General features: G+C 69.1%; 19 protein-coding genes and 2 tRNA genes. 12 read left to right on the forward strand and 9 right to left on the reverse strand.

All coding sequences use genetic code 11. The features are described from left to right. From VB716_RS15595 to recA, 5 genes are all read left to right on the forward strand, one after another. The coding region (locus VB716_RS15595; protein WP_323270958.1) for an LdpA C-terminal domain-containing domain at window positions 1-191 on the forward strand (191 nt) is incomplete at its 5' end. A 96-nt stretch (window positions 192-287) separates the two neighbouring features. After that, a complete protein-coding gene (locus tag VB716_RS15600) occupies window positions 288-2,015 on the forward strand; it encodes an AAA family ATPase (RefSeq protein ID WP_323270959.1) in 1,728 nt (575 codons plus the stop codon). 151 nt (window positions 2,016-2,166) lie between these two features. Then, a tRNA-Gln gene (locus tag VB716_RS15605) sits at window positions 2,167-2,238 on the forward strand. Window positions 2,239-2,319: 81 nt separating this feature from the next. Next, entirely contained in the window at window positions 2,320-3,039 is a 720-nt protein-coding gene (locus VB716_RS15610; RefSeq protein WP_197172158.1) for an HAD family hydrolase, read from the forward strand. Window positions 3,040-3,452: 413 nt separating this feature from the next. Next, window positions 3,453-4,703 carry a recombinase RecA gene (gene recA, locus VB716_RS15615; protein WP_231605400.1) on the forward strand — a complete coding sequence of 417 codons (1,251 nt, stop codon included), beginning with the start codon at window positions 3,453-3,455 and terminating at the stop codon, window positions 4,701-4,703. Between the two features lie 53 nt (window positions 4,704-4,756). Here the strand turns inward: recA and VB716_RS15620 are convergent, their stop codons facing one another. The 3 genes from VB716_RS15620 to VB716_RS15630 form a co-directional block, all read right to left on the reverse strand. Next, a complete protein-coding gene (locus VB716_RS15620; protein WP_197171721.1) occupies window positions 4,757-5,155 on the reverse strand; it encodes a DUF1815 family protein in 399 nt (132 codons plus the stop codon). Window positions 5,156-5,300: 145 nt separating this feature from the next. Beyond that, window positions 5,301-5,546, reverse strand: coding sequence for a DUF2839 domain-containing protein (locus tag VB716_RS15625; RefSeq protein WP_197171723.1), 246 nt, complete (start codon window positions 5,544-5,546; stop codon window positions 5,301-5,303). Window positions 5,547-5,575: 29 nt separating this feature from the next. After that, window positions 5,576-7,048, reverse strand: coding sequence for a helicase (locus VB716_RS15630; protein ID WP_323270960.1), 1,473 nt, complete (start codon window positions 7,046-7,048; stop codon window positions 5,576-5,578). A 42-nt stretch (window positions 7,049-7,090) separates the two neighbouring features. On the opposite strand from VB716_RS15630, the gene VB716_RS15635 reads away from it, so the two are divergent. Then, entirely contained in the window at window positions 7,091-8,047 is a 957-nt protein-coding gene (locus tag VB716_RS15635) for a prephenate/arogenate dehydrogenase (RefSeq protein ID WP_323270961.1), read from the forward strand. A gap of 10 nt (window positions 8,048-8,057) precedes the next feature. Here the strand turns inward: VB716_RS15635 and crtD are convergent, their stop codons facing one another. Then, complete coding sequence (gene crtD / locus VB716_RS15640) at window positions 8,058-9,602, reverse strand: C-3',4' desaturase CrtD (RefSeq protein WP_323270962.1); 1,545 nt, start codon at window positions 9,600-9,602, stop codon at window positions 8,058-8,060. Window positions 9,603-9,641: 39 nt separating this feature from the next. Between crtD and VB716_RS15645 the strand changes: the two genes are divergently transcribed. Then, entirely contained in the window at window positions 9,642-10,586 is a 945-nt protein-coding gene (locus tag VB716_RS15645; RefSeq protein ID WP_323270964.1) for a fructosamine kinase family protein, read from the forward strand. Window positions 10,587-10,634: 48 nt separating this feature from the next. Here VB716_RS15645 and VB716_RS15650 read toward each other — a convergent pair whose 3' ends face one another. After that, a complete protein-coding gene (locus VB716_RS15650; protein ID WP_197171732.1) occupies window positions 10,635-11,051 on the reverse strand; it encodes a CAAD domain-containing protein in 417 nt (138 codons plus the stop codon). Between the two features lie 46 nt (window positions 11,052-11,097). Here VB716_RS15650 and VB716_RS15655 point away from each other — a divergent pair, with 46 nt between their 5' ends. From VB716_RS15655 to VB716_RS15665, 3 genes are read left to right on the forward strand one after another with little or no spacing between them, the layout of a single operon-like run. Then, window positions 11,098-11,589 carry a M67 family metallopeptidase gene (locus VB716_RS15655; protein ID WP_322757691.1) on the forward strand — a complete coding sequence of 164 codons (492 nt, stop codon included), beginning with the start codon at window positions 11,098-11,100 and terminating at the stop codon, window positions 11,587-11,589. Between the two features lie 17 nt (window positions 11,590-11,606). After that, window positions 11,607-12,779: a molybdopterin-synthase adenylyltransferase MoeB gene (moeB, locus tag VB716_RS15660; RefSeq protein WP_197157013.1), complete on the forward strand. Its 1,173-nt coding sequence runs from the start codon at window positions 11,607-11,609 to the stop codon at window positions 12,777-12,779. Between the two features lie 53 nt (window positions 12,780-12,832). Next, window positions 12,833-13,603, forward strand: a complete 771-nt coding sequence (locus VB716_RS15665) for a potassium channel family protein (protein WP_323270965.1) — start codon at window positions 12,833-12,835, stop codon at window positions 13,601-13,603. Here VB716_RS15665 and VB716_RS15670 read toward each other — a convergent pair. Continuing rightward, the gene (locus VB716_RS15670; RefSeq protein ID WP_322757690.1) at window positions 13,597-14,787 is read right to left on the reverse strand and encodes a cob(I)yrinic acid a,c-diamide adenosyltransferase; all 1,191 of its coding nucleotides are present in this window, start codon (window positions 14,785-14,787) and stop codon (window positions 13,597-13,599) included. The genes VB716_RS15665 and VB716_RS15670 overlap by 7 nt on opposite strands. A gap of 64 nt (window positions 14,788-14,851) precedes the next feature. On the opposite strand from VB716_RS15670, the gene larE reads away from it, so the two are divergent. Beyond that, entirely contained in the window at window positions 14,852-15,733 is an 882-nt protein-coding gene (gene larE / locus VB716_RS15675) for an ATP-dependent sacrificial sulfur transferase LarE (protein ID WP_197157008.1), read from the forward strand. 215 nt (window positions 15,734-15,948) lie between these two features. Here the strand turns inward: larE and speD are convergent, their stop codons facing one another. Next, on the reverse strand, window positions 15,949-16,440 hold the full coding sequence (speD, locus tag VB716_RS15680; protein WP_322757689.1) for an adenosylmethionine decarboxylase: 492 nt from the start codon (window positions 16,438-16,440) through the stop codon (window positions 15,949-15,951). Window positions 16,441-16,526: 86 nt separating this feature from the next. Next, the gene (gene recF / locus VB716_RS15685) at window positions 16,527-17,678 is read right to left on the reverse strand and encodes a DNA replication/repair protein RecF (RefSeq protein WP_322758884.1); all 1,152 of its coding nucleotides are present in this window, start codon (window positions 17,676-17,678) and stop codon (window positions 16,527-16,529) included. A 185-nt stretch (window positions 17,679-17,863) separates the two neighbouring features. Here recF and VB716_RS15690 point away from each other — a divergent pair. Continuing rightward, window positions 17,864-17,937, forward strand: a tRNA-Arg gene (locus VB716_RS15690). Window positions 17,938-18,061: 124 nt separating this feature from the next. Here VB716_RS15690 and VB716_RS15695 read toward each other — a convergent pair. Beyond that, on the reverse strand, window positions 18,062-18,550 hold the full coding sequence (locus VB716_RS15695; RefSeq protein ID WP_231598257.1) for an N-acetyltransferase: 489 nt from the start codon (window positions 18,548-18,550) through the stop codon (window positions 18,062-18,064). Window position 18,551: the final 1 nt, after the last annotated feature.

The following is an 18,551-nucleotide window of genomic DNA, read 5'->3' on the forward strand; positions in this document are numbered from 1 at the left end:
GGCGCCTGGGCCGCCGCCGCGCTGGCGCCGCCGGTGTGGCCTTCGGCAGTGTGGCCCGCCGTCTGCTGCAACCGCTGCTGCAGGAGGCGGCCAGCCGGCAGCGACCGCTGCTGGGGGAGGGCGATCTCTGGCCACAGGCCCTGACACTTGCCGACGCGCTGGTGCGTCCCTGGTTGTCGCCAGCCCTCTGATCCGCAGATCCGCCGGCGGACGCCGGACCGGAACCGCTGGCTAGAACGGGCATCGAGGTCTGCCGTCCGTCCCTACCAGCCGGCCTCCCTGCCCAAGTGGCCGATCCGACCCTGCTCCGGCGCACCACCGACGATCTTGACCGGTTGCTGGAGGTGCTGCCGCCGGTGGTCCAGGAATCCCTGCTGGCGATCGAGGGCCATGAGCAGCTCCTGGAAGTGGTGCTCGATCTGGGTCGGGTGCCGGAGGCCCGCTATCCCGGCCGGGCGCTGGACCTGGGCAGCCGGGCGATCAGCCGCGGCGATCTGGCGGCCGTGCTGGACCAGCTCGGCCCCTTCGGTGGCGACAACCGGGCCGGCATCGAGCGCACCCTGCACCGCATCAGCGCCATCCGCAACCGCAGTGGCGATGTGGTGGGGCTCACCTGCCGGGTGGGCCGCGCCGTCTTCGGCACCGTGGCGATGGTGCGGGATCTGCTCGATTCCGGAGAGTCGTTGCTGTTGATGGGCCGGCCCGGCGTGGGCAAGACCACCGCCCTGCGGGAGATTGCCCGGGTGCTGGCCGATGAGCTGGCCAAGCGGGTGGTGGTGATCGACACCAGTAACGAGATCGCCGGTGACGGCGACATCCCCCATCCCGCCATCGGTCGGGCGCGGCGCATGCAGGTGGCCCGGCCGGAACTGCAGCACCAGGTGATGATCGAGGCGGTGGAAAACCACATGCCGGAGGTCATCGTGATCGATGAGATCGGCACCGAACTCGAGGCCCAGGCCGCCCGCACCATCGCCGAGCGGGGCGTGATGCTCGTGGCCACCGCCCACGGCAACGCCCTGGCCAACCTGATCAAGAACCCCACCCTTTCCGACCTGGTGGGGGGAATCCAGTCGGTGACGCTCGGCGACGAGGAGGCCCGCCGCCGCCGCAGCCAGAAGACGGTGCTGGAGCGGGCGGCGGAGCCCACCTTCCCCCTGGCGGTGGAGATGCACAGCCGCAGCCGCTGGCTGATCCACCGGGATGTGGCCGGCACGGTGGATCTGATGCTGCGGGGCCAGAGCGCCCGCCCCCAGATCCGTGAGCTGGGCAGTGATGGACAGGTGCACTGGCAGGAGTCAGCCCCCGCGCCAGCCCGGGGAGCCGTGGCGCCCCATCGTCCGAAGGCAGCGGCTCTTGCTCCGGTGCCGCTGCCCGATCCCCGCCAACCGGTTCTGCATCGTCGCTCTGCGGCCGTCTCGCCGAACCCCGACGAGTTTGCTGACCCGGAATCGGAGCTCGACCCGCAGTCGGTGGCGCAGGTCCAGGCGCCGTTGCGGCTGCTGCCGATCGGCATCAGCCGCCACCTGCTGGAGCAATTGCAGCGCAGCCGCCGCTGGACGCTGCAGCTGGTGGAGGGCCCCGAGCAGGCCGATGTGGTGCTGAGCGTGCGTCAGCAGCTCGGCCGCGATCCGGAGGGACGCCGTGAGGCCCAGCGACTGGGGCTGCCGATCCTGGTGATCAAGTCCGACACCCTCGCCCAGGTGCAGCGTGGTGTCGAGCGCCTGCTGGAGCGCCACCGGCGTGGCCCGCTTCACGCGCCGGTCGGTGAGGTGCAAGGGCCACGATCGAGGCTGGGGCACGGCAGCGCCGCTCACGACGATGCCCTGGCGGCCCTGGAGGAATGCCGCCTGGCGGTGGAGCAGGTGGTGCTTCCCCATGGCCGCCCCGTGGAGCTGTTGCCCCGCAGCGAGACGGTGCGGCAGATGCAGGTCGAGCTGGTGGGTCGCTATCGCCTGCGCAGCGCTGTGTTCGGCCGCGGCCTGGAGCAGCGGTTGCGGGTGTTCCCGGCTTGATCGGAGTGCGGCCTGGCCGGGTGCTGCTGCCGGGAGATTGACGAAGGACCGGGCGCTGTGGGTAACTATCTGAGCACCGGCTCAAGGCCGGAGCCGACCGACGATTGCCGCTCCGGAGCCCCTGCTCCCGAACTGCCTCGCTCGAGCGCTTTGGGCCGTCGCCAAGTGGTAAGGCAGCGGGTTTTGGTCCCGCCATTCCTAGGTTCGAATCCTAGCGGCCCAGTTTTTTCAGCCTGTTGTGGCGATTTCGCCTTCCCCGACCCCGTTACTCGTCTTCGATTTCGACGGCGTTCTGGTGGATGGCATGGCCGAGTACTGGTGGTCATCCCGCCGGGCCGCCCTGCGGCTGGATCCTTCTCTCTGTCTTCCTGAGCAGGCCCCTGCCGGCTTTCTGCAGCTGCGGCCTCTGATCCACAAGGGCTGGGAGATGGTGCTGGTGGCCGCCGAGCTCGGCCGTCCGGACCTGGATCTGGCAGCCTTGCTTCAGGACTATGCCGCGTCTCTGGCGCCGACCCTTGAGCGGCGGGGCTGGAGGGCGCCGCAACTGCAGCAGGCGCTCGAACAGGTCCGCAGCGAGGCGATTGCCAACGATCGGCAGGCCTGGCTGGCTCTGCATCGTTTCTACCCCGGGGTGCCGGAGCGGTTGCGCCGGCTGGCATTGGAGGGGGCTGACTGGGCCGTGCTCACCACCAAGGGCGGGGCCTTCGCCGCCGAGCTGCTGGCCGCTGCCGCTCTCGAACCCCGCGCCGTCTACGGCCATGAACAGGGCAGCAAGCCGGATGTGCTGCTGCGCCTGAGGGCTGAGGTGGCCTCGATCGGATTTCTGGAGGATCGGCGTCCAACCCTGGAACAGGTGCGAGCCACGCCCGGTCTTGAGGCGGTGGTCTGCCTGTTGGTGAGCTGGGGCTATCTCGGCCCCGACGACGCCTGCGCACTGCCCCAGGGCATCGACCTGCTGACCCCGGAGTCCTTCGCCGCACCGCTGGCGCGCTGGCCCGGATTCGCTACAGTACGCCCGTACTAGGCTGGAGGCTGGGCTTGGGCGTGTTGGCGCAGTGGTTGGAGTTGTGCAGTGGGTGCAGCGATCGCGGTGTCGCTGACGCATCGGCCGTGATACACCGGCCGTTTCAGGTGGCACTGATGGTGTGGAGCCGACTCTGTCGTTCTAGCTCTGCCACTGCCCTTGGTTCTGGCACTGCCCCTGGCGTTGCTTCTGCCACTGCCGCGGCGTCTGCCACTGCCGCGGCGTCTGCCGCTGTCATCGTCTCTGGATCCGCGACTGTCTGTCTGGGTCACTGTGTGTACCCGCCACGCTCTCTGATGCTCGCCTTGCCCTGGCGCTGACCCTGCTCCTGGCGTTGCCGCCTTCTCTGTCGCACGTTGTGCGGCGCCCCGTCTCCGTTCCGATCGCACCGGCCTGTTCTCGCCGCTTTTTCCATGACCCCTGACTCCAAGGCCGTGTCCGCCGCCTCCCGCAGCCTCGAGGCCCGCTCCGCCAGCGAGCGTGACAAGGCGCTGGGCCTGGTGCTGAACCAGATCGAGCGCAACTTCGGCAAGGGCTCGATCATGCGACTGGGCGACGCCTCCCGCATGCGGGTGGAAACCGTCTCCACCGGCGCCCTGACCCTGGATCTGGCTCTGGGGGGCGGCTATCCCAAGGGCCGGGTGGTGGAGGTCTATGGCCCTGAAAGTTCCGGCAAGACCACCCTCACGCTCCATGCCATCGCCGAGGTGCAACGCCGCGGTGGCGTTGCGGCCTTCGTTGATGCCGAGCATGCGCTCGACCCGGTCTACGCCGCGGCCCTCGGAGTGGATATCGAGAACCTGCTGGTCTCCCAGCCGGATACCGGTGAGATGGCCCTGGAGATCGTCGACCAGCTGGTGCGCTCAGCCGCCGTCGACATCGTCGTGATCGATTCGGTGGCGGCGTTGACGCCCCGGGCCGAAATTGAGGGAGAGATGGGCGATCTGGCGGTGGGCAGCCAGGCCCGCCTGATGAGTCAGGCGATGCGCAAGATCACCGGCAACATCGGCAAGTCCGGCTGCACGGTGATCTTCCTCAACCAGCTGCGGCAAAAGATCGGTGTCACCTATGGCAATCCCGAAACCACCACCGGTGGGAATGCGCTGAAGTTCTACGCCTCGGTGCGGCTCGACATCCGCCGGATCCAGACGCTCAAGCGCGGCACCGAGGAATACGGCATTCGCGCCAAGGTGAAGGTGGCCAAGAACAAGGTGGCTCCACCCTTCCGCATCGCCGAGTTCGACATCCTGTTCGGCCGGGGCATCAGCACCCTCGGTTGCCTGCTGGATCTGGCCGAGGAAATCGGGGTGGTGACGCGTAAGGGATCCTGGTACAGCTACGAGGGCGACAACATCGGCCAGGGCCGTGATAACACCATCATCTGGCTGGAGCAGAACCCCGAGCAGAAGGAGCGGATCGAGGCGATCACCCGCCAGAAACTCACGGAAGGATCGGAGGTGACGGCCAACTCGTTGCGGCCCCTGGCGGCGGCAGCCAAGCTGAGCGCTGACCTGTCCGATGATCCGGCCCGCGCCCTGGTCGAGGATCTTGGCGCTGCACCGCTTGAGTTGAATGCTCCTGCGGCGGCCGGGTCCCCTGCAGGTGCCACGGCTGGAACCCGATCTTCCTCGCGCAGCACAGCTCCTGCGGCCACCGACGGCTGACGCGCCGGGGCGCCAGGGGCCACCTGGCCAGCCTTACCTTCAGCCGTTGCGATTCAGGCGGCCGTTTCGATCGGCTCGCTGGCGGCCCGCGAGCCGCGATGACGAGGACCGCCGGACTTCAGAACGGAGTGAATCGGAGTGGGCTCAGGCTGCTGCAGGATCTGGGTGACACGCTGCAGCTCCTGAATGGCTTCGGCACCTTCCAGCTTCACCAGTTCGTGCCCGTCGCGGGATTCGACCCAGGTGATGCCGAAGTCAGACACGAGAAAACGCACTGTGTGGTTGTCGCCCAGGTCGGCCACGAACGAGGCTCCATGACCATCCCTGCCATCGCCACACACGTAGCAGGTGGCGACACAGCCCCGGTCCTGGAGGCTGCGGGCTAGCGCCTGCAGGCTCATCACCAGGTCGTGGACGAGGGTCCGGTATTGCTCAGCCAGACGCGGGAACATGACGGGCCAGCGGGTCGGTGGCGCAATCCTAATGTTTTCTTCAGTTTTTCGCGGGCGCCGTCAGTTTTGATCAGCGTCCGCTGGCAATCGCTGCTGTCGCTCAGGTGGCTCCTGCCTGCTGGGCTCAGCCTCTGCCGCGCAGGAGTCAGCCGTCCGCCAGGGTCCACCAGCCTGCGGCGGGGCCGATGAAGCGCACCGTGACCCAGAACAACACCAGCGCGCCGATGCCGAACCAGGCCCCACGGGTGGTGATCTCCACGAAGCGGTTGGCCTGATCCTTGCTCAACGGCAGCCACGGCGCGATGCGCTCCGACTTCGTGCCGCTGCCTGCGGATGGCTTGGGCCCCCGCGGTGGCAGGCCCTGGGTGGAACGACGCTTGGCTTCCCCCATCCGCGCAGCAGTGGCAACTGCCGGCAACGCTAGTTGGGCAGCAGGCGGCTCAGGCTCGCCCATGGTTCCAGGGCCCGCAGCACCGTGGCCCCCCAGCTGCGGCTGCGCAAGCGTCCGTCCAGCACGGCCAGGCGTCCGCCGCCGCGGCGCAGGCCTGCCACGGAGCGTTGCAGCCGGTTCACGGCCTCGGGCAGCAGCAGCTCCCGGAACCAGTCGAGGCCCTGCTGACGCAGGGCGGCGACCCGGGCGGCGGTGAGGGGATCCTCCAGGCTGGCGATCGGCAAGGTGGCCGCCAGGATCTGACCCGGTAGCGGCAGCCGCTCCTGCTGCTCCAGCCACCAGCTCCAGCGGGCGCAGAGAATCCCATTCGCATCGGGAGTGGTGGATTCGTGTTCCACCCTGCGGCCGAACTCCGCCGCCATCGCACTGGCCAGGCCGAGCCGCAGGCCTTCGTCGTCGCAGAGGATCACGCTCAGCCGTGCTTGCCCCAGCACCAGCCGGCGGCTCTGCTCCAGCAGATGCTGGGGGAAGACGGGGCTGTTGGGCAGCGGTTGGCGTAGCGGTGCGAACAGGGACAGCGGATCGGCCAGGGGCGGATCCCCCAGGTCGACCACCACCTGGGGCGTGAGGCCGAGGGCGACCCCGAGGGCTGCGGCGGTCGCCTGGCTGCTCCGAACTGCCGGAACAGAGTCGGCCAGCTGGCCCAGCAGCACAGCCCCACGGCCCCTGAGCAGGCCACCCAGGGCGTGGAGGGGCTGCAGGGGCTGGCGGTGCAGCGTCCACTGCAACAGCCGCATGTCCACCTCGGCCCAGCTGCTCCAGCCATCACCCCCCTGCTCCAGCCACTGGTCCCAGGGGGGCGGGAGGGGGGCGAGCAGGGCGAGCAGCTGGCGCAGCGGCGCCTCCTCTTCCGCAGCGATGGCCACCAGGCCGCTGGGCCGGCGCGGCGGTTCCAGAACCCGCCGGCTCAACCGGTCGTGCAGGGCCATCAGGCTGGTTTCGGCGGCAGGCTGGCTGCGCAGCAACCGGTTCCAGTCGTCGGCAGTGATCCGCACCGCCAGCGAACGACGCAGCTTCGGCTCGAGGGTTTCGGCTTCCGGGATCACCAGCTGGTGCTCCCCCAGCTGGCCATTCCGCCAGGCCTCTATCAGCTCGGCGTGGTCCAGCAGCCAGATCCGATGGGGTGGGCAAGGGCCAGACCCTTCCCAGAGGGGGAGGGCAAGGTTCACGGCCCGCAGCCGCGGCAACTCCATCTGCAGGAGACGCTGGCGTAGATCCTGGCTCAGCACCAGAGCCAGGGGGGCGTCGCTGAGGGCCAGCGGCACCAGCAGGCTGATCCACCAGTCGGGGCCGGTGCCGGGGGTGAGCCGGATCAGGGTGTGATCGCTTCGCCGCAGGCTGCGGGCCACGAGCCGGCTGAGGCTGAGGTGATGCGGCCACTCGGCTGCTCCCTCCTGGCGCAGCAGGGCTTTCAGCTGTTGATGGGCCAGGGCTTCCAGCATGGGCGAATCGTAGGAAGCTGGTCCGACCAGGCTGCAGCGACGATGACCAACCCCGCCGAGCCCCGGCCTGCCTGGCGCCATGGCCCGGTGGGTGTGGTGGGTCTCGGGTTGATCGGCGGATCGCTCGGCCTCGACCTGCAGACGGCCGGAGCCGAGGTGCGGGCCCTGGTGCGCCGTGAGGCCACCGCCACCAGGGCCCGAGACCGGGGGTTGGCTTCGGTGGTGAGCACCGATCCCTCGGTCTTGGCAGGCTGCGATCTGGTGGTGCTGGCGCTGCCCCTGGATCAGCTGCTGGCGCCGCCGCCAGCCCTGCTGCAGGCTCTGCCCCCCGAGGCGGTGCTGACCGATGTGGGCTCGGTCAAGGGGCCGTTGCTGCCGGTGTGGTCGGCGGCGTTGCGGCGGCTGGGCGGGGAGCGGCAGGCCCGCCGCTTCGTGCCCAGCCATCCCATGGCCGGCACCGCCGAGGCCGGCGTGGAGGCCGGCGTGTGCGACCTGTTCGTCGCCCGTCCCTGGGTGGTCACCCCTGCTGACGACACCGACCCCGAGGCGCTCGCCCTGGTGGCTGACCTGGCTGCGACCCTCGGAGCCCGCTGGGTGTGCTGCGAGGCCAGGGCCCACGACGCTGCGGTGGCCCTGATCTCCCATCTGCCGGTGCTGGTGAGTGCGGCACTCCTCCAGACCGCTGATCGGAGCAGTGCTGGCGAGGGCCAGCCAGCATTGAGCTCGTCATCCCAGAGCCAGTCTTCGTTCATGAGTTCGCTGCCGAGCCTGGTGCGGACCCTGGCTTCCAGCGGCTTCGCCGACACCACCCGGGTGGGGGGCGGCAACCCCGAGCTGGGCACCCTGATGGCCCGTGGCAACCGGGAGGCGGTGCTGCAGGCTCTGGCCGGTTACCGCCACAGCCTTGATCAGCTCGAGCAGCTGGTGCGCCGGGAAGACTGGGCGGAGCTGCAGCAGCTGCTGACCGCCTGCCGCGACTTGCGCCCCCAGTTCGTCTGACCCGTTCGGTTCAGATCCGCAGGGGCTCGCCGCGCTCCGCCAGCAGCTGGCGGCAGAGCATCAGCGAGGAGAGGCTCACGCCGGCGGTGCCCTCGCCGGGATGGATGGAATCGCCGCCGAGCCAGAACCCCTGCAGTGGTGTGCGGCTGGCCAGCCCGAAGGGCCCGAAGCGGCTGGGGTGCTGGCCCAGCCCCCCCACATAGCCCCAGGGCCGTCCGGTCCAGCCGGCGAAGCCGCGGGGTGTGGCCAGCTCCCGGTGCAGCCAGTCGGCTGATCCGATCCCGAGCAGCTGCTCCAGGCCGGCCGCCATGGCGGTGCCGGCCTGGGCTTTGCGCGCCTGGTACTCGGCATCGTCCAGGCCGAACCAGGGGCGGGCCGGCGTGAACACGCTGGCGATCACGGTGGCCTGCCCCTGGGGCGCCCGTCCATCGCCCTCCTGGCTCACCGACACGAACAGTGGGCCCGGAGATGGCCAGTCGAGCTGGAGGTGGCTGGGGGTGTGGGGCGGCAGCACCGAGCGCGGCACGGCTCCATAGAGCACCAGGGCGCCGGAGGGGTCGTGCAGGTGCTGCAGGCGCTGCCGGTAGCCCGCTGGCAGCGCCTCGCCCAGCAGATCGCTCAGGCACTGGGGGGGCAGGGTGCAGACCACCGCCTCACAGGCCAGGGCAAAGGGGGTGTTGCCGCCTTTCTCTCCCCGCACGATCCAGCCGCCATCGCGGCGCTCCAGCTGACGCGCCCGGTGCCGCAGTCGCAGGCGGCCGCCCCAGCGGGCCAGGCTGTCCTCCAGCGCCCGGCTGAGCTCCTGCATCGAACCCTCGAGGTGCCAGAGCCCCTGTGGCTCCTGCGCCACGGCCAGGGCGGTGGCGCCGTAGAGGGCGGCGGTGCGATCGGCAGGCTCCTGGGAGTAGAGCTTCAGTTGCAGGTCGAGGTAGCGCCGCAGGCGCTGGTCGTGGCTGCAGCCGCAGAGGGCTAGCAGATCGGCCACCGTGGCGCCCGTGGCCAGGGCACTGATCAGGGTGGCTGGCCGCAGGGCGCCGCAGAGCTGGCCCAGATCCCAGAGCGAGCGCGGTGGCAGCACCGGATCCCGCAGCGCGAAGGCCCAGTTGGTGCGATGCAGCCAGGCGCAGAGTTGCCAGAACCGTTCGCTGCCGGGGAACTGGCGCTGCCGTTCCGCTTGCCAGCGCAGCGGATCGCGCCAGAGCTGCACCGGCGGCTGGCTGTCGTGGAGATCCACCACGCAGGCCGGATCCAGCGGTGTGGCCGCCGGCGGGGTCTGGTGCAGATGGGCGAACAGCCGCGCGTGAATGCCACCTGCCTCCAGGCCGGCCACCTGGGTGGCGCCCACATCAAACACGTAGGGGCCGCGCCGGAAGGTGCCGGCGCAGCCGCCGCTCTGGTGGTGGGCCTCGAGCAGATCCACCTTGAGGCCGGCGCGGGCCAGCAGGGCCGCCGCCGTGAGGCCGGCGATTCCGGCCCCCAGCACCGCCACTGGGCCGTGGGCCTCGGTGCCGTCAGATCCCGTGCCCTGCGACTGCGTGCCGTGCGCCTCCGTCATCCCGGCATGCTGGCAGCGTTCCCTTGGCCGGTGCGAGCCATGCTCCCGTCCCAGCTGGGTCTCTGGGCCCGGGATCACTGCGGTGAGGCGCCGGCCTCGGTGGAGCCGGTCGGCGGAGGCTGCACGGGCCGCGCCTGGCGCCTGCGGTTTTCCGCACACCACAGCCTGTTCGCCAAGAGCCTGAAGCCAGCCGATCTGCCGCTGCTGCAGGCCGAGGCCGATGGGTTAGGCGCCCTGGCTGCCGCGGCACCCCCTGAGCTGGCGGTGCCCCAGCCTCTGTTTGTGGGGTTGGCGGCAGAAGCTGCCCTGCTGGTGACCGACTGGCTGCCCTTTTGTCCGTCGGGCGGCAGCCAGGCGACCGCCAACAGCTCAGCCAGTCAGCGTGGCGATGCTGCAGCACGGCGCCAGCTGGGTTGGCAGCAGCTGGGCCGTTCCCTGGCTCTGTTGCACCGGCGCAGCCTGGATGGCGTCGATGCCCGCTACGGCTGGCCGCAGGACAACTGGATCGGGGCCGCCCCCCAGGTCAACGGCTGGTGCGACAGCTGGGTGGAGTTCTTCCGAGACCGTCGCCTGCTTCCCCAGCTGGAGTGGGTCGCACGCGGCGGCGCGCCGCTGCGCCAGGCGGCCACCCTGCTGGAGCGTTTGCCCCAGTGGCTGGAAGGGCACCAGCCTGAGCCCGTGCTGGTGCACGGCGACCTCTGGGGAGGCAATGCCGCCCTGCTCGACGACGGTCGGGGCGCGATCTTCGATCCTGCCGTGTATCGCGGCGATCGGGAAGTGGATCTGGCGATGGCCCGCCTCTTCGGTGGGTTCCCACCGGCCTTCTTTGCCGGCTACGAGGCCGCGTGGCCCCTCTCCCCGGGGCACCGGGTGCGGGTGGAGCTCTACAACCTCTACCACCTGCTCAACCACGCCAATCTTTTCGGTGGCTCCTACCGGCAACAGGCCCAGGCGAGCCTGGATGGCCTGCTGCGGCTGGGCTGAATCCTGCTGTCAGGTCGCCCCACGAACCACCCAGCCCATGATGGCCGCTCAGCCGAGGTATTCCTTGCGAAGGGCCTGGATCTGGGCGAGCACGGCGTTGCGCTTCTCGCTGGTGGTGAGGTTCTGCCAGCTCCACTGGCCCACCACGACAAGGCCAAGCAGCTCCAGAAGCCCGGGAACCACCGGCAGCAGATTGATGGTGTCCAGCACCCCCTTGATCAGGATCTGCGCCACGATCACGGCCAGGAACACACCGGTGCCCTTGGCGATCCGACCCATCAAGGACCAGTCCACCTGGTCGAGAGTGGTGTTCACCTTGGTCAGGATGTCGCCGTAGCGCTCGGCGAAATTCACGGTGGCGTCGCCCACACCGGAGCCGAACGGGCTGCTCGAGGTGCTGGTCTCGCCTGCGTCGCTGCCGGCTTCCTTCAGGTCGGGCTCATTCAAGGTGGTGGTATCGCTCATGAATGGAGCCGCACAATTTGAAACGATCGAGGGCCAAGGTATCGGTGTGAGCTCCATTTGGCCAGCGCGGATCGGCTTCCGTCGGCGGGGGCTGACCTGCCTGGATGCCCTGCTGGCCGCCGCCAGCCCTGCCGAAGGCTGTGCCCTGCTGCTGGGCTGCCGCCGGGAGACCCATTGGCAGGTGGAGCGGGTCTGGCCCTGTCTGAATGGGTGGCAGCCGATGGGGGAGCGGAGCCGCCGCTTCGCGATCGATCCGCGTGAGCAGCTGCTGGCCCAGAAGTGGGGACGGGCCCGTGCACTGACGGTTCTGGGGGCGGCCCACAGCCATCCCGCCAGTGCCCCCCTGCCCTCGGCCACCGACCGGCGCCTCGCCTTTCCCCCTGCCCTGCTGGTGATCGCGGGCCCGCCTGGCGGCGATGGCGACTCTCGCGGCAGCACCCGTGCAGACCTGCCCCGCACGGGCTGGGCCCTGCGCTGCTGGTGGCTGACCGAGGAGGACACCCAGCCGTTGCCGCTGGCGTGGACAATGGTGGATTGACCGGTCGCGCTTCTCCGATGCTTCCTCCCGACACCACCGGGGTGCAGCTCAGCCCCGACGAGGTGGCCCGCTTCGCCCGCCACCTGATCCTGCCGGAGGTGGGCATGGAGGGGCAGAAGCGTCTCAAGGCCTCCTCGGTGCTGTGTGTGGGCACCGGCGGACTGGGTTCGCCGCTGCTGCTGTATCTGGCCGCCGCGGGCGTGGGCCGGATCGGCATTGTCGATTTCGACGTGGTGGATCACTCCAACCTCCAGCGGCAGGTGATCCACGGCACCAGCTGGGTGGGCAAGCCCAAGATCGAATCCGCCAAGGCCCGGATCCTCGAGATCAATCCCCACTGCCAGGTGGATCTCTACGAGACCGCCCTGACCAGTGAGAACGCTCTGGCGATCATTGAGCCCTACGACATCGTCTGCGACGGCACCGACAACTTCCCCACCCGCTATCTCGTCAACGACGCCTGCGTGCTGCTGGGCAAGCCCAACGTCTACGGCTCGATCTTCCGCTTCGAAGGCCAGGCCACGGTGTTCAACCTCGATGCCGAAAGCCCCAACTACCGCGATCTGTTCCCCGAGCCGCCGCCGCCGGGCATGGTGCCCTCCTGCGCCGAGGGCGGCGTGGTGGGCGTGCTGCCCGGCATCATCGGCGTGATCCAGGCCACCGAGGCGGTGAAGATCATCACCGGCATCGGCACCACCCTCAGCGGCCGCCTGTTGCTGTTCGATGCCCTGGGCATGAAGTTCCGCGAGCTGAAGCTGCGGCCCAACCCGGAGCGGCCGGTGATCAACGAACTGATTGATTACCAGGAGTTCTGCGGCGTGGGCGGCAGCGCCCCCGGCCAGGAAGAGGCGGGCAGTGTGCCCAGCATCACCGTCGCCGAGCTCAAGACGATCATCGACGGCGAGCTGGAGGACATCCTGCTGGTCGATGTGCGCAATCCCCCTGAGGCCGACATTGCCGTGATCCCTGGTGCCCTGCTGGTGCCGCTCGATCGGATTGAGAGTGGCGAGGCGATTGACGATGTGCGCCGGCTGGCTCAGGGCAAGAAGCTCTACGTGCACTGCAAACTCGGCGGCCGCAGTGCCAAGGCCCTGATTGCCCTGGGCCGTCATGGGATTGAGGGCACCAACGTGGCCGGCGGCATCGACGCCTGGAGCCAGGAGGTGGATCCATCGGTGCCCCGTTACTGAGGCGGTGGCTGCGGGTCCGCTTCGCGGGCCCAACTGATGATCATGGGCCCGCCGTGTCTCAGCGCCGGCTGATCGCCCTGGAGGGCCAGTTTCCGGCCTTTCTGGCGGCCTCGATCATGCCGGTGCTGCTCACGCCCCTGGCGAATGAGGTGGGGCCCTTCCCGCAGCCCCTGGTGGCGCCGATCGTCTTCGATCTGCTGATTCTGCAGTCGGTTCGGACACTGCCGGTGCTGCTGCCCACGTTCAGAGGACGTTGCATCGGTGCGCTCTACCAGTGGCTCGGGCTCGTCACCGGGCTGCTCATCTGGGTTCCTTCCCTGTTTCGGGGCTGGCCATCAGGCCACCTGCAGGTGGCCACTCTGCTCCTGGTGGCGATTTTCTTCATCACCACCTCCGTGCGGCTGGTGAGGCTCCTGGCACGGGTGCCGAGGGTGAACCTGTCCGTGCTGGCCGGCGCTGCTGGCGGTTATGTGCATCTTGGCCTCACCGGCGGCATGGTGGCCACCGCCATTGAGGTGGTGCACCCGGGTTCCTTTCTGCTGGGGGCCGTGGGCAGCCATGAGGCCCTCAGGGACAGGCTCCTTTACTACAGCTTCGTGACAGTGGCCGGTCTGGGTTATGGCGATGTGCTTCCCGGTAACCCAGTGGGTGAGCGCTTCGCCATCCTGCTGAGTGTGAGCAGTACCCTCTACATATCCCTGTTGGTGGGCCTGCTACTCGGGCGCTTCATCGCCCACGAAGCGGCGGAGCTGGAGGAGCATTGGCAGGAGCACAAGACCCTGGCGTCGTCTCCGCCGGATCGGCTGCCGATGGACGATCAGTAATCCACGCCGCGCTTGAGGTCGACACCGCGTTCGGCGTAGTGCTTGTGGCACACCATCTCGGAGTGGACGCTGGCCAGGTCGAAGTAGGCCGGCAGGTTCTTGCAGCGACCCGTGAGGATCACCTCGGTTTCGGCGGGCTTGCGCAGCAGGGTCTGCACGATCGGCTCCACCGGCAGCAACTCCAGATCGACCGTGGGGTTGATCTCGTCGAGAATCACGGTTTTGTAGAGCCCACTGGCGATGGCGGCGCGGGCGATCTCCCAGGCCCGCTCGGCCTCCACGTAGTCGATCGGCTGCTGCTGGCCCCGCCAGACAATTGCGTCACGGCCGGAGCGGAGGTGATCCACCAGGTGGGGATAGCTCTCGCGCAGCGCCGCGATCGCGGCGTCTTCGGTGTAGCCGCTGCCCCCCTTGAGCCACTGCAGGATCAGCACCCGGTGGCTCTTGTCCTGGCTGATGCCCCGGCCGATCGCCTGCAGGGCTTTGCCCAGGGCACTGGTGGATTTGCCCTTGCCCTCCCCGGTGTAGATCTCGATGCCTTCGAGGCCCTGGGCCTGACCCGGCTCCCCATCGGCGTCATCGGGGCGGCGATGGGCGCGCATCTCGGAATGGAGGTCAGCCAGCTGCACCAGGGCGCCGGGTGCTCCCCGCCCGGTGGCGATCACCTCCATGCCAGCCGGTTTGGCCGACAGGGTCCGCACCACCTCGTCGGTGTCGAGCAGGCCCAGGTCCAGGACCGGATTGAGTTCGTCCAGCACCACCACCGAATAGAGGTTGCTGGCGATCGCACCTCTGGCGATGTCCCAGCCCCGCTGGGCTTCCTGGCGATCGAAGCGGGTCGCTTCCTCTGCAGTGAAGAATTCGCCGCGGCCGGTGCGCACCTGGTCGATCAGATGGGGAAAGCCCTGCTGGAGCGCCTCGATGGCGGAATCCTCGTCGTAGGCCCGACCCGGACCCTTGAGAAAACGGAGCAGCAACACCCGGGTGCGCTTCTGCTCACAGATGCCCAGCCCGATCGTGCGCAGCACCACGCCCAGGGCCGCCTGGCTCTTGCCTTTGCCATCGCCGTCGTAGACGTGCAGCTGGCCATGGGCGCGTTCGTCACTGCCGGCCGCCGTACGGATGCCGATGCCGCGGCCGGTGCCCCGTTGCGGCGTCTGGGTGCTGCTGGCGGGGGGAGACATCGCAGGAGCGGCGGCAGATCGATGCTAACGACGGACCGCCCCAGCGCTTGCCAGGATTGCCGCCATGGCCCATCCCCGGATCGAGCATCTGCCGGAGCCTCTGGAGCGAGGCCTGGAACGGCTGCGGCAGCACCTGGCCGGATTCGAGTCGGTGGTGGTGGCGTATTCCGGTGGTGTGGACAGCACCCTGGTGGCGGCGATCGCGGCAGAGCAACTGGGCGAGGGCGCCCTGGCAATCACCGGTGTCTCGCCGGCCCTGGCGCCCCATCTGCGCGAGGAGGCCCGGCTGCAGGCGGCCTGGCTGGGCCTGCGGCACCGGGAGATTCCCACCGCCGAGCTGAACGATCCTGCCTACAGCAGCAATCCGGAACGGCGCTGCTACGCCTGCAAACGCGAGCTGCACAGCCTGCTGGCGCCGTTGGCCGCCGCTGCCGGCGGGGCGCCCGTGCTCGATGGCGTGAACCTCGACGATCTCGGCGACCACCGCCCCGGCATCGACGCGGCCCGTGAGCACGGGGTGGGTTCTCCCCTGGCCGATCTCGGCCTCGACAAGCAGGCGGTGCGTCGCATCTCCCGCGCGCTTGGGTTCCCGTGGTGGGACAAGCCGGCCCAGCCCTGTCTGGCGTCGCGGTTTCCCTATGGCGAGCCGATCACGACCACACGGTTGCAGCGGGTGGCCGCGGCCGAGGACTGGTTACGCCAGCGGGGGCTGCGGGATCTGCGGGTACGCAGCCAGGGCGAAACGGCGCGGATCGAGCTGCCCGCCGCCCAACTGCCGGAGCTGCTGGCGCGGCTGGCCGATGGTGGTAGTTCCGCTGGTTTCCGACAGGAGCTGGTGGAGGCTCTGCTGGGCCTGGGCTTCACGGCGGTGAGCCTGGACCTGGAAGGCTTGGTCAGCGGCAAGCTCAACCGAGGACTCGATCACGACGTCAACAGCTGCCCCTGACGGCCGGGCTGGCGATTGGCGATCACCCCTGAGCATGTGGCGATGGCTGCGTTGGTCCTGAGGGCTCAATGAGCAAGGACTGTTGCGTTTTGGGGAGCATAAAAAAGCACCCAGCAGGGTGCTTCAAGCGCTCGCGGCGCGCTAACTGGGCTGGCGCCTGGAGATCCAAACGCTGATCCAGATCCAACCGCTGAGTCAGCGGTGGTGTGCAGGGGTCAGGCGGCCGCCAGGATCGGATCCCGATCTGCCCCGGCGATGCACTCCGGCGTTTCGCGTCGAAAGCTGGTGAGCTTGTGCGTTCGGGCCTCCAGTTCTTCACAGAGCACCGCACAGGCCAGCTCGGGCATGGTGTGGTCACCGCAGGTGAACACATCCACGGCCGCGTACCCGGATTCGGGCCAGGTGTGAATCGAGATGTGCGATTCGGCCAGCAGGGCAAGCCCGGTGACCCCCTGGGGATCGAAATGATGGGTGATCAGATTGAGCAGGGTGGCGCCAGCACGTTTCGCTGCTGTGGTGATGGCGGTCCTGAGAAAGGCTTCGTCGTTGAGCTTGGCAGACGTGCAGTCGTAGAGCTCAAGGATGCAGTGTTTACCCACCGTATCGGTGGTACTGGTCCCACTCACGCTCTGCAGGGCGGTGGGGGTGGTGGAGTGAGCACCAGTCCATCCCGGGTTGGGGTGGAGGCAGGGCAGGCTCTGGTTCATTGAATCCAGACAAACAGGGCCCACCATACGCCCCAAAGTCGTTGGCTGGTGCAGGAAGTGGCGCAATCCAGCCTCTGACGCGCCGATCAGGGCCTGGATTCCGCCCCCAGCGAGTCCGCGTCCCGCTTGTCCGCCGTCAACGCCTTCGGTTCAGGCCCGAGGCTGCCGCCGCGCAGGCGCACCAGCTGGGCGGCCTGCCGCCAGCCCTCGCCAAAGCCGTCGACATGGGTGGCGCTGACGAGGCACTGGTGGCCCTCCCCCACCGCCTCCAGCAGCAGGCGCTGGCGCTGCGGATCGAGCTCGGCCAGCACATCGTCGAGCAGCAGCAGGGGGGGGGCGCCCACCACCTCTTCCACCAGGGCCAGTTCCGCCAGTTTCAGGGCCAGCACCAGGGTGCGTTGCTGGCCGGCTGAGCCGTAGCGCCGCGCCGGTTGCTCCCCCAGCAGCAGGGCGATTTCATCCCGCTGCGGACCCACCAGGCATTGGCCCAGCCGCAGCTCCTCGCTGCGCTGCAGCAGCAGCTGGGCCACCATCGCCTCCCGCCAGGGTGCCTCGGCGTCCTCCCCCTCCAGCAGCGTGCCGCTTCGGTACTCGAGCCGCAGCTGGTCCCGGCCGCCGCTGAGGCGCTCCTGCCAGGCCGCCGCCAGGGGTTCGAGCCGCCGCAGGGCCCGCCAGCGCCGCCGGTGCAGCCGAGTGCCGATCGCCGCCATCTGCAGATCGAAGGCATCCAGCAGGTCCTCCCGCTGGGTTACGGGGCCGCCGCGGCGCAACAGCTGGCTGCGCTGCCGCAGCAGGCGGCCGTAACGGCTGAGCAGGTCGCCGTAGACGGGCTCAAGCTGAAGCACCACCCGATCGAGCCACTGGCGCCGCAGGGCGGGCTCCCCCCGCACCAGGTCGAGGTCGAGGGCGCTGAAGGTGACGCAGCGCAGCCGCCCTGGCAGGTCCAGCTGCCGCTCGAGCACCTTGCCGTTGCGACTGGCGATCCGTCCCCCCCGCTGCCTCAGCTCCAGCTGCAACTGGTCGCCGTCGGAGCACATCGCCTGCAGCTGGCTGAGGCTGTGACCGTGGCGGATCAGGTCGCGGTCGCTGCCGGTGCGGTGGGAGCGAAGGCTGCAGAGCAGCTCCACCGCCTCCAGCAGGTTCGACTTGCCTTCGCCGTTGGGCCCCACCACCAGCAGGCGCGGCTCGTGTAGCTCCAGCCGGAGGTGCTCGATGTTGCGGAACTGGCGCAGCTCCAGGCGATGCAGCCGGATGGCTCAGGTGCGGCGTGCGGTTAAGGTAGCCCTGCCGGCAGCGGGGCTTTGACACCTCGAGGTCTGCCTTGAGCAGCACATCCGCAGGACCCCTTCTCCGGACATCGCTGTTTCAGGGTCGGTTCGGGTCCGGCCGTCAGCTTCGGCTCGACGCAGGCGCCTCACCGCAGGGGCATGTAGCTCAGTTGGATAGAGCATCAGATTCCGGTTCTGAGGGTCGGGGGTTCGAGTCCCTCCATGCTCGTGGTCAGCCTTGACGATCTCAGCCCTGCCGATCTGAACGGCAGGGCTTTTTCATGGCATGCCCGCCCCGTTGGTCCGATTCCGCCCTGCAGCGAATACGGCCTGTCGCGCCTCTGGCCTTCAACTCAGCGGTTTCCCCCGGGAGAGCCCAGCGACAGGCCCATGGCGCGGATCCCGCCGGGATCGACCAGAAACCCCAGCGCTTCCAGCGGCAGGATCGCCTCAGGAGGGGCGGACAGGGACACGCTGCAGCCGCCCAGTTCCCGCCGCAGGCGCGTCAGGGCCCCATGCAGCAGCGCCGCCAGGATCTCGGTCGGGTCGGGGTCCTGGGGATCGGCCAGCAGATCCCAGAGATTGGCATTGAGGGCCTGATCACTGGTGGAGCGCACGAATCCCACCAACCGTCCATCGGGTCCGCGCACAGCCAGGTGCCAGGCGCTGCGTTCGATCGCCTGCAGCCAGCGTTGGCTGGCCCGGGGCTGCTCGCCGCAGGCGCCCATCAACCGATTCAGTTCTTCCGGCGAGGGGATCGGATCCTGCAGCAGGCGGTAGCCCTCCCGAAGCCGGGGTGCGGCGGGTTGACTGCGGAACGGAATCAACAGGGAGTCCAGCACG

Origin of the sequence: Synechococcus sp. CCY9201 (assembly GCF_034931105.1) — a bacterium.
Classification (GTDB): domain Bacteria; phylum Cyanobacteriota; class Cyanobacteriia; order PCC-6307; family Cyanobiaceae; genus CBW1002.